Source organism: Macrococcus animalis, from assembly GCF_047425875.1.
Lineage (GTDB): Bacteria > Bacillota > Bacilli > Staphylococcales > Staphylococcaceae > Macrococcoides > Macrococcoides animalis.
Window position 1 is genome coordinate 228,227 of the sequence record NZ_CP179727.1, and the last position, 15,202, is coordinate 243,428.

A 15,202-nucleotide genomic window follows, 5' to 3' on the forward strand; every position below is an offset into this window, starting at 1 on the left:
AAATTCCTAGGTTTGTTTTTGTTGAATCGGCCATTCTTCAAGATGCTCACACATATCCCAGAACATATATTCATAGTAACTTGTCTTAACAATGATTTCTTCTAATTCTGCTAACTCTGCTTCTGGCTTACCTTCAGTTAACTGATTCATTAATTTAATAGCATCTTCAGTTAATGCTGTAAATTCCTTTCCAGAATATGTTTCAATCCATTCATGATAAGGATTATATTCTGTTAATGCACCTGGTAATTTGGCAAGTTTTTTACCAATGTAGTTATAACTCCATGCACAAGCAAGTAAACAAGCAACAACATGTTCTGGTCCACCACGTTGTGCATGGTTTAACATGTAACTTGTATATGCAGTATTAATGGCAGATGCTTCAGTTAATTCAAGTTCTTTCGAGCTAATACCAAATTGCTTTGCGAAATTACGATGTAAATCCATCTCCATAAATAATGTACCATGAAGGAGATTTGCAAACATACCCATTGTCTCTAAATCTCGCGACTTCGCACTCCCAATAGCCATTAACTTCGCGTATTCGATTAAATATACATAGTCTTGCTTCAGCCAGTGTTGAAATTTCTCCTGTTCAAGTCTGCCATCACTTAATCCATTGACAAAAGGATGGTCTAAATAAGAATTCCAAATAGGTTCAACACGTTGCCATATACGATCTGTAAACATAATATCCTCCTAAAAAAATACCTATACACGGAGGGTATAGGTATCAACCCACTTCCCTACGCTGGAATTATCCAACAGGTTCGAAGGGTCGGATGAATCCTCTCAGCACCAATGTGCACCCCTAGTGTATAAATATTTTTATTTTTTTAGTATAACAAATACAACTTAAATTACAAAATACCACTCGGTTCTTCAGGCAGAATTTGTCCGCCATCCACTACGATACATTGGCCTGTGATATATTTTGTCTCTTTCGACGCAAAGAATACAGCAGCATAGCCAATATCTATTGGTTCACCTAATTCATGTGTTGGAACGATTGCCTTTGTACCTTCTAAATATTCTTCACCTTGTACTTTTAAACCTTCTGTTAAAATATTACCAGGTTGAATTGCATTTACCGTAACACCAAACTTCGCATACTCTAAAGCAGCACTACGCATAAAGCCGAGTTGCCCTGCTTTTGATGCACCATAATGTGCCCACCCTGGATAACCTGTAATCGGACCTGTGACTGAAGACGTTAAGATGATACGGCCATACCCTTTTTCTTTCATTACTTTTAGTGCTTGTTGCGTAATATTGAACATCCCTTTTAAGTTAATATTAAGTGTCTTATCCCAATCTGCTTCTGTCATATCTTCAATCATGACTTGTGGGAAAATACCAGTGTTTGAACATAAAATATCTAGTTTGCCATGTTCATTCATAATCTCTTCTACGATTGCCTGACAACCTATCTGATCAGTTACATCTAACTTGAGGAATTGACCTTGTACCTCTTCAGCTGCCTTTTGGCCATTTGCCTCGTCGATATCAGCAATAATTACAAACGCACCCGCTTGGAATAATGCCTCTACAATCCCACGACCAATACCATTTGCACCACCCGTTACTAAAGCAATTTGATTAGATAAATTAAACATCATATCTCCTCCTCTTTACCATATATATAACATGTATTATGAAATAATACATGGATGATTATAATGTTTGTGTATTATTTAGGATTTAAGATTGTTTGTTTACAGCAAAACACCGTTGGACTACTGTCCAACGGCATTTTTGTATGCCTCTACAAATGCTTTTGCTTCTTTACGATTTACTTGGTCAAAAAGCCAAGCTTCACCACTCTTCTCCATTATTGAAATACGAAATGGCACTGTTGAAATACCACTTCTAATACTTTTAATTTCATTTAATAGAAACGTATCTTTCACTTCTGTGCCAGCTAGTGGACCTTGCGCTTCAAAAGTAATAACATCTTCGTATAAATTCAACTTACCAGGTACAAGTGTTGAACGATATAAACTCATCGATGCATTTACACTCATTATATGATTAGTCATTTTAACCACTCCTTCCATTTATTTAAATTATATCTAAAGAATGATTATTTTTATAGTAATAATTTAAGCGTTTTCTTATTTTTTTAAATATTCCGCCATTACTATAAAGGATTAGCGATATTTCATTTTTCAATTCGCCGATTCCGCCAATACTATAAAGGATTAGCGGTATTCTAATATCAAATACATAGATTCCACTCTTTAAGGAAAATTTTTCAACAAAAAAACCAACCCCATCACTAGGGTTGGCTCAACCTATCTTATACTAACTTCCAAATGTCAGTTGCATATTGTTGAATGGTTCTATCACTTGAGAATTGTCCTGATTTCAGGATATTCATCAAGCTCATTTGATTCCATTTTTTCTTATCTTGATATGTCGCCATCGCTGTTAAATGGATATCAACATATGAATTGAAATCTTTTAATAAAAAGTATGGATCATTATTTGTAAGGACATGGTAGTACAAATCATTAAATGCAAAGTCACGTCCGAATTGTTCATTCTTCAAAGCATCCATTGCACCTCTGACTCTTGCATCTGTTTGATAAATCGCTTCTGCTTGATAGCCTCCATTATTCTGATAGTTGATTACTTCTTGTGAACTTAATCCGAAGATAAAGATGTTCTCCTTACCAACTAGTTCAGCAATCTCAACGTTTGCACCATCCATTGTACCTAATGTCACAGCACCATTCATCATCATCTTCATGTTACCCGTTCCTGATGCTTCCATTGATGCTGTAGAGATTTGCTCAGAAATTTCAGCTGCTGGCATGATGTCTTCAGCTAATGTAACATTGTAATTCTCTAAGAATACAACTTTAATTCTGTTATCTACATCATTATCATTATTCACAACAGTTGCTACTGCATGAATCAATTTGATGATTTCTTTTGCAATATGGTAACTTGGTGCAGCTTTCGCTCCAAATATAAATGTTCTAGGCTGAATCTTAATAGAAGGTTTACGTTTGATTTCATTGTAAAGATAAATAATGTGTAAAACATTTAATAATTGGCGTTTATATTCATGCAAACGTTTTACTTGGACATCAAACACTGAATTCTCATCTACTTCAATACCTGTTTTTTGATAGATCACTTCTTTTAATACACGTTTATTCTCTAACTTCACATCCGCTAAGTTATTTAAGAATGCTTCGTCATTATAATATCGCATTAATTGTGTTAATTCTTGGGGTGATTTATGCCAAGCATCACCAATTGCATCATTAATTAAATTTGTTAAACCTGGGTTTGCTGTCATGAGCCAACGGCGGTGTGTAATTCCGTTTGTTTTGTTATTGAATTTCTCAGGTTGAATACGGTAGAAATCATTAAATGTATGATCCTTGATAATTTCTGAGTGTAATGCTGCAACACCATTTACTGAAAATGATCCTACGATTGCTAATTTACTCATGTGAACGACATCATTGCTAATCACTGCCAAGTCAGCTATTTTGTCATGCATTTCAGGATGCTTTTCATATACTTCATGGCAGAATCTTTCGTTGATTTCGTTAATTATCATAAAAATTCTTGGATTAACTTTTTGAACTTGGCTTACTGGCCATTTCTCTAATGCTTCTTGCATTATTGTATGGTTCGTATATGCAAACGTTCTTGTTACAATTGCCCATGCTTCATCCCATCCTAAACCTTCTTCATCCATTAAGATACGCATTAATTCAGGGATACCGAATGTTGGATGTGTATCGTTAATTTGAATACAGTGAAATTCATGGAACTTTGTAATTGGTAAATCATATTTTTCTTTAAATTGTTTAATTAACGTTTGAATCGTTGAAGACACTAAGAAGTATTGTTGTTTCAAACGTAAGAATCGACCTTCTTCCGTAGAATCATCAGGATATAAGAATCCAGAAATCCTCTCCACATTCTGCATATGCTCTAACCTATTCTTATAATCCCCGTGATCGACTATATCAGCCGGTAATTCTGCACTCCATAAACGTAATTGGTTAACGACATTATTGTCATAACCCACTACACCAACATCATATGGCACTGCAAGTACTGTTTCTTGGTTATGATACTTGAATTTAAAGTTGCCGTTCTCATCAATCTCACTCGTTACTTCTCCACCAAAATTAACATGCATCGCTTCATCTATCTTACGCGTTTCCCATGGATATACTTCTTGTAACCAGTTATCCGGTAATTCAATTTGATTACCATTCACTATTCTTTGCTCAAATAATCCATAACGGTAACGAATACCGAAACCATTACCTAAATAACCAAGACTAGCAATAGAATCTAAGAAACATGCTGCTAAACGACCTAATCCACCGTTACCTAAACCAGCATCATTTTCCTCGCTATATACTTTTTTAGGGTCTCTACCTAATTCAGTCAACACTTCATTACAAACTTCTAATAATCCTGCATTTAATAAGTTACTTTCAATTAAACGACCAATTAAAAATTCCATTGATAAGTAGTTGATTTGACGTTTCTTTTTCTCTATGTTTACTTTTTTTGTTTCAACACTCGCTTGGTTGATTTCATCTTTTAATATTGAACAAATCGCATAAAATAAATCAGTATCTGTCGTATCTTCTATTGTTGCTGTTCGTTTGTTCGTTAATTTCATCTCCAGGCGTTCACGGAATTCTGTTTTAGAATAAATTTTCATTGAAGGTCTCCTTAATAGATCTCAAGATATTTTTGTGCTGATGCATTCCAACTATGATTTACTTTGGTAATGTTCTTAATTAATGCTTTATATTCATCTTTATTATGATAAATCGAAAGTGACGCATGCATTCTGTCTAATAATTCATGGGCATTGTAATTTGCAAACGTTAATCCTGTTCCTTCATAGGTTTCAAAATTAAAAGGTATTACTGTATCTTTCAATCCACCTGTTTCACGAACGATTGGAATTGATTTGTATTGCAACGCTATTAACTGACTTAAACCACATGGCTCAAATAATGATGGCATAATAAAGAAGTCACTTGCTGCATATATTTCTCTTGAGAATGCTTCATTAAATCCTAAATGAAGACTTACTTTTTTAGGATATTTATCACTTAAATAATGGAAATACTGCTCATAATGATAATCTCCATTTCCTAAAATAACACACTGAACATCTTGTTGAATAAATTCTTCTAGGATACGCATTACTAAATCTAATCCTTTTTGTTCTACCATTCTTGTGATAATAGCATACATTGGAATGTCTTTATTAACAGGTAAACCAATTTTTTCTTGTAAGATAGTTTTGTTCTCTTGTTTCTTCGGAATTGAACTCTTAAAGTTTACTGGAATTGATTTATCCTTCATAGAATGATAATCATCAATATCTATTCCATTGACGATACCTATTAAATCATGGTGACGCATATTTAGTAATCCTTCTAATCCTTCACCATAATAGGGTGTCTTAATTTCTTCGGCATAGCTAGGTGAAACTGTCGTAATCTTGTCTGCATGGAAGATACCAGCCTTTAATAAGTTCAACATACCATTCCATTCAAAACCTGCAAAATGTGCTCGATCAAGATTAAATACGTCATCAAAAGCATCATACATTAATAAGCCTTGATACTTTATATTATGAATTGTGAATACAGTTTGAATACCTTCAACAGGCTTCTTAATATTACAGATAGCGACTGCGGCACCGGCTTGCCAATCATGTCCATGCAATACGTCAGGTTTATATTCACTTCGATAAATGAATTCAATCACTGCATTTGAAAAGAATACAAAACGTTCACAATCATCTTCATAGCCATACATACCATCTCTACCGAAATACTGTAAATTATCTACAAAGTAATATTTAATTCCTTCAAGTTCCAACGATAAAATACGTGTATACTGGAAACGCCATCCAACTGGCGTTTGGAATACCATTTCTTCCTCTAACATATCGCGATATTCTTTTTTCAAACTCGAATACATTGGTAGAATCACACGTACTTCACAATCATTTGATTGATTTAAGTATTTTGGAAGACTTCCGATAACATCGGCTAGTCCTCCTGATTTAAAGAATGGGGTACATTCTGAAGCCACAAACAATACTTTTTTCATATTTATTTTCCAACTTTCTTTAAATTGTTTGTCGTTTGGCAACTACAAATGGTTTATCATTTGATCCAATTAATTTTTGATGTTCATTGACCACAACATCTTTATCCAAAATAACATTTTCTATATAAGCATCTTTATGGATACAACAATTCGTCATAATGATAGAATTTTTTATTACTGCACCCTCTTCAACTTCAACACCTCGATAAAGTATGCTATTTTCGACATGTCCAGAAATAATACATCCATTTGCTACTGTTGAATTTTTCACTACACAACCATTTTTATATTTTGCTGGAGGTTGGTTAGAAATTTTTGTTTTAATACGGTGGTTTTTTAAGAAGATTTTTTTGTATTTATCAGGATCTAATATATCTAAATTACATTTGTAAAATGCCTTTAACGAATTGATATACATTGTTGTTTCTTCAATATCAAAGAATGTTATATTTAAATCTTGCATGCGTTCTTGAATACCTTGAATAAAGAAACTTTCTTTATAGTTCTGAATACAGAAATTCATAATGTCAAATAATTTTTCTTTTTTCACTATATAAGTGCCTGTGAAAATATGATGGTTTTCTTGGTCATGATTCAAGAAATTAACTCTCGTTCCTTCAGTATTCACACGTAATAAAGAACTATGCATTTCTTCTAATTGATCTTTATGTTCAGTAATTAATGTAATATCAGCATCCGTTGCTATATGATGTTTAAATGCTGCTTTGTAATCTGTATTTGCAATGAATTGTGATCCAGAAATAATAACATCCGTTGCTTTAGATCGTAAAAAGAAATCACGGTTATTATGGAAGTGGCGTAATTCCCCACGAGAAATATCAGTAGGATCATGCCAGTCTGGTGGTAATACGAATAAACGAGATTTTCTGTCATCTAATCCAAAATTATCGCCATTTTCTAAATGATCCATTAAAGATCGGTACTTCTGGTTTACAAATAATGCAACTTCATTCGCACCGCTATTAACCATATTAGATAAACTAAAGTCTACTAATCGATAACGCCCAGCAAAAGGTACACTCGCACCGTTTCTGAAGTAAGTTAATTCTTCTAAGAAATCATGTTCATTCTCTATATTTATTAATCCCATTAATGATCTCATTACTTTATCCCCCCTGTATACTCACTCAAATTTTCTGGTCCAACAACTATCGGTTCTTCACATTGCGTTCCATCAATAACTGTACCATCTGGAATTTCAGTTTTATGCATAATAATCGCTTTGTTTATTTTACAATTTTCTCCAATCGATGTTTGTGGATGGATTATTGAATCTATAATGTTTGAATCTTTTCCGACTGTAACTTCACTGAATAATACAGAATGATCTACATTGCCAAAAATAAAAGATCCAGGACAAATCAATGAATCTGTAATATTTGCTTCACTACCAATAAATTGTGGCGGTAAGTTTTCTTCGTGAGAGAATGTTGGCCAAGTTTTGCTGTTTAATAATTCAGATAAATCTTCTTCTAATAAGTCCATGTTTGCTTCCCAATATGATTGAATAGTCCCAACGTCCTTCCAATATCCTTCAAAACGATAAGCATATAATAACTTATTATCTTCAAGCATTTTTGGAATGATATCATTACCGAAATCATGTTCAGAATTTGTGTCTTTTTCGTCTTCAATTAAGTACTCACGTAATACTTTCCAATTGAAAATGTAAATTCCCATTGAAGCTAAATTATTTTTCGGAACAGCGGGTTTCTCATCAAATTCATATATCTTTAAATCGTCTTCAGTATTTAAAATACCGAAACGACTCGCTTCTTCAAATGGTACTTCTATAACAGAAATCGTAGCATCAGCATTCTTTTCTTTATGATGATCAAGCATTGCTTGATAATCCATTTGATAAATGTGATCACCAGATAAAATCAATAAATATTCTGGATCATATTGATCGATAAAGTGAATATTTTTTGTAATCGCATCAGCTGTACCTTCAAACCATGACGCACCTGTTTGATCAGCGAAAGGTGCAAGAACTGTAACACCACCATCTTGCTTATCTAATGACCAAGGTTTTCCCATTCCAATATGACGGTTTAACATTAAAGGTGCATATTGAACAAGAACACCCACCGTATGAATGTTAGAATTCGATAAATTACTTAAAGTAAAATCGATAATTCTGTATTTACCTCCGAAAGGTACTGCCGGTTTAGCCACTTCCTTTGTTAATTGTCCTAGCCTTGTTCCTTTACCACCTGCTAATAACATACCTACTACTTCTTTAGACATATTGAATTCCCCTATTCATATATTATTTATATTGTCTTGCAGAAAACGCCTATTTATTTGTACTTTTTCTCTCTTTGACTTTCTTATAAATTACAAAACCTAATGGTGGTATTTTCCCCTTTATTGAATGCTCCAAACCATGCATTGAACTTGGTTCGCTGAATAAATAACTCTTTATAACCTGATTTGAACCACCATAAATGCTCTTATCAGAATTAAATAATTCTCTATACTTACCCGGTGTTGATACACCTACTTTAAAATCATAATAGACTTCTGGTGAGAAGTTTAAAACAATAACTAATTCTGTACCATCAGCTGCTCGACGTATATAACTTAATATGCGTTGATGATTATTATCTGCATCAATCCATTTAAACCCTGTTTGATCGTAATCCAATTCAAATAATGCCTTTTCACGTAAGTATAATTTATTAAATGCTTTAATAAATTGATGTAAGCTATGATGCACTGGATAATCTAATAAGAACCAATCTACCTGCTCTTTATCTTTCCACTCAGCGTACATACCGATATCACTACCCATAAAGTTCAATTTCTTGCCAGGTTGCGTTAATTGATAACCGTATAATAATCGATACTGAGCAAATTTACGCCACTCATCTCCAGGCATCTTATCTAGCATTGATAATTTACCATGCACTACTTCATCATGGGAAAAAGGTAAAATATATTGTTCATTGTAACGATACATCATTGGAAAATTGAGATGATTGTGATGCATTTGACGTTCTTCAGGCAACACTTCAAAGTAATCAAGCGTGTCATGCATAAATCCTAAATCCCATTTATAATCAAAGCCAAAACCACCTTCTGCAACTGGCGTGGTTATTGATGTAATATCTGATGAATCTTCAGCTATCATTATTGCGTGGGGTGCAAAATGATGAATCACGCTATTCAATTTCTTAATGAATGCTATCGCTTCTTTATGTTCTCCAGTCCCATCTTCATTATAAATTTTCTCATGTAATTCCAAGTTCTCAAAGTTTAAATCAGTCATACTATGTACTGCATCGACACGCAGGCCATCAATATGATATTCATTCAACCAAAATAACGCATTAGAAATTAAAAAGCTTTGAACTTCTGTACGCCCGAAATCAAATGTCAAAGTCCCCCAATTTCGTTTTTCAGCACGATATGAATCTTGATGTTCAAATATTGGAGTACCATCAAATTGACGTAAACCATGATCATCTTTACAGAAATGTGCTGGCACCCAGTCTAAAATAACACCGATATTATTTTGGTGACACTGGTCTACAAAATATTTAAAGTCTTGTGGTGTACCATAACGGGAAGTTGGTGCATAATATCCTGTTACTTGATAACCCCAACTTAAATCAAATGGATGTTCAGTAATTGGCATTAACTCTATATGGGTATAGCCCATTTCTTTCACATAAGGTACAAGTGATTCAGTCATTTCTCGATATGTGAAATAAGTTTTGTCGGTATAAGAATCAATCGTATCCATCGCATCACGTTCCACATCATGCTTTTTCCAAGTGCCTAGATGGACCTCATAAATATTCATAGGTGCTGTTAAATGATTATCTTTACGGTGTTTATCCATCCATTGATTATCGTTCCACTTATAATCAATATTACAAACTATTGAAGCAGTTAACGGCCTTTTCTCTGCGTAAAATGCATATGGATCAGACTTGAGAAAGGGCTGTCCAACTTTTGGTGTAATCATATACTTATACACTGTATTTAAACCGATATTAAAGGTACCTGAGAACAAACCACTATCTTTGATACGTTCTAAATCAAAATCTTTTCCTGACCAGTTATTCTGATTGAGTGCCACTGCAACATTTTTTGCATTTGGTGCCCACACTGTAAATGTCGTAGTATTTGTTTCAGCATTATAATGAGCGCCTAAAAAAGAATAGGATTCATAATGCGTGCCTTGATGAAATAAAAACTTATCTAAATCTGATATCATCCACTCACCCCTAATAGGCTTATTCTCTATACTAATTAATTATATGATAACTTAGTAAAATTTACGTCAATTAGTGTAAATTAACATTAAGATATCATTACAATATTGTTAACATGTACGGATTTAAGCACAAAAATTCATAATTTAAAGAATATTATATTTATTATTATACATCTCAACCGTTTATTTTTGTATTAATATCATTTCTGTTACACCAAACTGAAAAACTAGTTATAATGGACGTGACAGGAGGTTCTTATGAACACAGCATATATTGATGACTTTAATTGCATCACACTACATTATGATTACATTGAAGTACCACATGACTTCTTTAAGTCCATACAGCTCGTAAGTAATAAATTTATACATGATTTAGATCTATATGAAATTATTCATTTAAATGATCAATCTTTTTATAAATTTAATACAGATCGACCCATAGAAATTTCGGATAAATTTTTTATCCATATCGGACAATTAAAAATACCTGTTTATTTAGGAAAGGTCACACAAACTGATGCATTTGAACACAAATATGATGCAAGACATCATGAACTTGGTGCCGTTGTTAGAGATAATAAAACAACGTTTACAGTATGGTCACCTGTTGCAAAAGTAGTGAAACTAAATATAAATGATAAAGTCCATACGATGGAAAAGTTGCCAGATGGTGCACACCGCATTACTTTATATGGAAACTATCATTTACAAAGCTACCACTATGACGCTTATATTAATCACAATTGGGTTCAAGTTAATGATCCTTACTCAAAAGGTTTAACATTAAATGGCTCAGAATCTGTGGTCATTGACTTTAACAAAACAAACGTTGATGGATTCCTTGAAACACCCCGTCCAGAAACGATGCAAAAAGATGCATTAATTTATGAAATTCATGTTCGTGACATCACTATGCATCCGAATAGCGGAGTCTCACCTGATAAAAAAGGAAAATTACTTGGTCTAATTGAACCCAATACAACCACTGAAACGGGTGAATCAACTGGCTTTGATTACATTACGAGTCTTGGGATTACACATATTGAATTGCTGCCAATTAACGACTTTGCACGCGTCGATGATATTGAGTTTGAAAAAACATATAATTGGGGCTATGACCCCGAATACTTCCAAACTATTGATGGTAGTTATTCAACAAAACCTAGCAATGCAGCATATCGTATTCAAGAACTAAAACAATTAGTTAAAGCATTTCATGACAAAGGCATCAGTGTTATTTTAGATGTCGTCTTTAATCATGTATATCATATGCCTACTTCTTCTTTTGAAAAGTTAGTACCAGGTTATTATTTCAGATATCATAATGACGGTAATGTAAGTAATGGGACAGGTGTAGGCAATGACACAAAAACAGAACGTATTATGATGCGTAAATTCTTTGTTGATACAATTAAATATTATATTCATGAGTTTAAAATCGACGGTTTCAGATTCGATCTTATGGGTACGATAGATATTAAAACAATGCAACAAATAAAAACTGTCGTTATGCATGACAATCCGAATGCATTTTTATTAGGTGAAGGCTGGGATTTAGCAACGGCAATGCCGAGTGAAATAAAAACTACGCATGAAAATGCTTATAAAGTACCGGAAATACACTTTTTTAATGATTACTTTAGAGATACATTAAAAGGTAACAACTTTAACTTGATGGATCGTGGTTACTTTAATGGTGGCGGTAAGTTTTATGAACGTATGTTTAATTTATTTGTTGGCCGTAAAGGCGAACTTCCTATTACTCAGACTGTGAACTATGTTGAAGTACATGATAATCACACATTATTTGACAGAATTAATTATACGAGTCAAAAATCGATTGAAGAGAAAAATAAAATCCATCAACTTGCTACTATGTTTACAATATTTGCACTTGGCACACCATTCATCCACGCTGGCCAAGAGTTTTACAGAACAAAACATGGTCATGGCAACACTTATAATTTAAGTGATTTTATCAACCGTATTGACTGGAATCGTCGCATTAAATATAAAGACGATATTGAGCGCATTAAACGTGCAATTCAAATTCGTAATACGCACCGCATCTTTAGAACAAAAAACATCGAAAAGATAAAAAAACGCGTGATTCCCATTGAATTAGAACATCCTTTAATTGGGATATTAATGTTTGATACGAAGTCAGAGTTAATTCTATTATTTAACCCTACTCCATTACACCATATCGTGAATTTACCACGACTCGGGGAGTTCGAAGTCATTTTATCTAATCATTTAGAAGGTACACGCATTAAATATTTCTATGATTTAAGCCCTTATGAATACGTTGTATTAAAAAAACGATTATAGGGAAAATATTAATAGATAATAATTGTAAACGTCATCATTGTCGTGTTTTAATAAAGATAATAATAATTTAAGGAGATGGGTCACATGTCAATACGTGAATTATGGGAAAAAAACTTAAATAATAGTTTAATTACAAAAGAAGCTTATTCAGCAACTTCTGAAAGTTTAAAAGAAGATGGCTATGTTGGAGCACTCGCTTTCGGAACAGCGGGTATTCGAGGTAAAATTGGATTAGGACCTAACAGACTTAATAAATATACTGTACAAAAAGTTGCGACGGGTTTAGCGAAATACTTAAACGAAGTAAAAAAAGATGCAACAGTCGTTATTGCTTATGATACGCGTCACTTCTCCCCAGAATTTTGTGATGTAATTGCATGTGTATTAGGTAGCTACGGTGTAAAAGCATTTATGTTTGATCGTTATCATACTACACCAGAATTATCTTATTGTGTAAGACATCTACAAACGGATGCAGGTGTAATGATTACAGCAAGCCATAATCCACCAGAATATAACGGTATAAAGATATACGGTCCAGATGGTGGACAATTAGCGCTTGAGGGTGCTGCTAAGGTAAGCGAATATATCGATAAAATTGATAACGTGTTTAATTTACAAACTGAAGATAAACAAGTATTACTTGATAAAGGGTTAATTGAATATGTAGATAACAGTATTATTGAAGCGTATAAACATGAAGTTCTAAATTTAGTGCAAGAAATCCCAGCGTCTGACTTAAAAGTTGTATTCACTAGTTTACACGGTACTAGCGTTCCCATCGTACCTGAATTATTAGATGCCTTAAATTTCAATCAATACGAAGTAGTAAAAGAACAAGCAACGCCAGATGCAGACTTCTCTTCAGTGAAATCAGCTAATCCAGAAGATCGTGATGCATTTGATATGGCTGTTGAATATGCGAAGAAAAGTAATGCTGACTTACTTATTGCAACTGATCCTGATGCTGATAGAATGGGTATAGTAGCGAATGTTAACGGAGAGTTCCATTACTTTAACGGAAATCAAATTGGTGCTTTATTATTAAATTACCGCATTCAATCAACAAGTAATTTAGAAAATAGAGCTGCAGTAAAATCTATCGTAACGAGTGAATTAGGGAAAGTTATTGCAGAACAAAATAACGTTAAAATGTTTGACGTATTAACTGGCTTCAAATTTATCGCTGAAAAAATTGCTTCATTTGAAGAAAATATGGATTACAATTATATCTTTGGATATGAAGAAAGTTATGGCTATATGGCTGGACCTTTTGTCCGTGACAAAGATGCTGTTCAAATCGTACCTTTAATAATCAAACTTGCAAGTGAGTTAAAAAATAATGGTGAAACAATTGTTGATGCAATGAATGATATTTATACGAAATACGGTAAATATCAAGAGAAATTATTCTCACATACTTTTGAAGGTCAAGAAGGTAAAGTAAAAATTGATACGATTATGTCAGAAAACCGTAAAAATGCACCTACTGAGATTGCCGGTTTCAAAGTTATTAAAACTGAAGATTTTGAAGCACAGACATCTAAGACTATTGAGGGTGTAACTAAAATTGAATTACCACCAGCAAATGTATTAAAGTTCTATTTTGAAGAAGGATGGATTGCACTTCGCCCTTCTGGAACAGAACCTAAAATAAAATTATATGTGTCTATGATTACAGAAGATATCGATACTATCGCAGAAAAAATTAACGCAGCTATTTTTGGCTAATAAATTAAACTATAAAAATAAACGAGACGGTTTTCCCGTCTCGTTTATTTAATTGGTTCGAATTTAAAGAAATTTAGCCATTCGATGTCTTTAGATATAAATACATAAATTACCATGATAATGATAAATGTGATATGTAAAGGAAATACGTCAATCTCTACATTATTCATTTCACGATATGTAACAAATAATTTAAATGGAATCGTCATAATAATTAAAAAACGTATGATATAAAATATAATAGAACTTTCAGGTGCTATTAATAATGCAATCAATTCAAAAATAACAAATAAATTATATATCGTATAATAACTGATTGTATCTACAAATACTTTATAGAAGTTATTCGTTCTATTTAATGCCACCGTCTGAATTAAAAATGTAAATAAAATGGATAATAATGAAAATATCGCACCGCTAACGACCATTTTTATACCCGTATCAATATTAAAACGAGTGGTGTGAAATGCTCCGAGAACGAAAATTAATAGTAAATAAAGCAAAAAATTCATAAAAGCGAAAAAGAAGTATTTACTACTTTTCGGATTGTCGATAATTTTATTTGGCATTGCTATCGTTCGATAAACATAGTTAAAGAACGAATCAATCTGGTAATCAAATTCTTTGATTGGTTTTTTTACTTGGGCAATTAATCTGTTTTTCGTGAATTTATCACGAGTATTCATCTCTGTATCGATACGCTTTTTCTCTATATTAGGAGATGGGTTTTTAATAAATTTATTTATATGTCCCCATTTATCAGCCAATTAC

At 33.0% G+C, this 15,202-nt stretch carries 11 protein-coding genes and 1 riboswitch; of the genes, 2 read left to right on the top strand and 9 right to left on the bottom strand.

The window, feature by feature from the left end; genetic code table 11:
* Positions 1–6 precede the first annotated feature (6 nt).
* From tenA to glgB, 8 genes are all read right to left on the bottom strand, one after another.
* Positions 7–690 (bottom strand): thiaminase II, encoded by a 684-nt coding sequence (tenA, locus tag ACMGE9_RS01185; protein WP_414043433.1) that lies wholly within the window; start codon positions 688–690, stop codon positions 7–9.
* Positions 691–726: 36 nt separating this feature from the next.
* Positions 727–823: riboswitch (TPP riboswitch) on the bottom strand.
* 37 nt (positions 824–860) lie between these two features.
* Positions 861–1,616: an SDR family oxidoreductase gene (locus ACMGE9_RS01190; protein WP_414043434.1), complete on the bottom strand. Its 756-nt coding sequence runs from the start codon at positions 1,614–1,616 to the stop codon at positions 861–863.
* Positions 1,617–1,736: 120 nt separating this feature from the next.
* Positions 1,737–2,039 carry a hypothetical protein gene (locus ACMGE9_RS01195; RefSeq protein WP_414043435.1) on the bottom strand — a complete coding sequence of 101 codons (303 nt, stop codon included), beginning with the start codon at positions 2,037–2,039 and terminating at the stop codon, positions 1,737–1,739.
* Between the two features lie 260 nt (positions 2,040–2,299).
* Entirely contained in the window at positions 2,300–4,705 is a 2,406-nt protein-coding gene (locus ACMGE9_RS01200; protein WP_414043436.1) for a glycogen/starch/alpha-glucan phosphorylase, read from the bottom strand.
* Between the two features lie 11 nt (positions 4,706–4,716).
* Complete coding sequence (locus ACMGE9_RS01205; protein WP_414043437.1) at positions 4,717–6,117, bottom strand: glycogen synthase; 1,401 nt, start codon at positions 6,115–6,117, stop codon at positions 4,717–4,719.
* 19 nt (positions 6,118–6,136) lie between these two features.
* Complete coding sequence (gene glgD / locus ACMGE9_RS01210) at positions 6,137–7,240, bottom strand: glucose-1-phosphate adenylyltransferase subunit GlgD (protein ID WP_414043438.1); 1,104 nt, start codon at positions 7,238–7,240, stop codon at positions 6,137–6,139.
* Positions 7,240–8,388, bottom strand: a complete 1,149-nt coding sequence (locus tag ACMGE9_RS01215) for a glucose-1-phosphate adenylyltransferase (RefSeq protein ID WP_414043439.1) — start codon at positions 8,386–8,388, stop codon at positions 7,240–7,242. The genes glgD and ACMGE9_RS01215 overlap by 1 nt, the downstream gene beginning before the upstream one ends.
* Before the next feature lie 49 nt (positions 8,389–8,437).
* On the bottom strand, positions 8,438–10,366 hold the full coding sequence (gene glgB, locus ACMGE9_RS01220; protein ID WP_414043440.1) for a 1,4-alpha-glucan branching protein GlgB: 1,929 nt from the start codon (positions 10,364–10,366) through the stop codon (positions 8,438–8,440).
* A gap of 258 nt (positions 10,367–10,624) precedes the next feature.
* Here glgB and pulA point away from each other — a divergent pair, with 258 nt between their 5' ends.
* Both pulA and ACMGE9_RS01230 read left to right on the top strand, forming a co-directional pair.
* On the top strand, positions 10,625–12,700 hold the full coding sequence (gene pulA / locus ACMGE9_RS01225) for a type I pullulanase (protein WP_414043441.1): 2,076 nt from the start codon (positions 10,625–10,627) through the stop codon (positions 12,698–12,700).
* 90 nt (positions 12,701–12,790) lie between these two features.
* Complete coding sequence (locus tag ACMGE9_RS01230) at positions 12,791–14,431, top strand: phospho-sugar mutase (protein WP_414044424.1); 1,641 nt, start codon at positions 12,791–12,793, stop codon at positions 14,429–14,431.
* Positions 14,432–14,475: 44 nt separating this feature from the next.
* Here ACMGE9_RS01230 and ACMGE9_RS01235 read toward each other — a convergent pair whose 3' ends face one another.
* Positions 14,476–15,198 carry a hypothetical protein gene (locus tag ACMGE9_RS01235; RefSeq protein ID WP_414043442.1) on the bottom strand — a complete coding sequence of 241 codons (723 nt, stop codon included), beginning with the start codon at positions 15,196–15,198 and terminating at the stop codon, positions 14,476–14,478.
* Between the last annotated feature and the right edge of the window lie 4 nt (positions 15,199–15,202).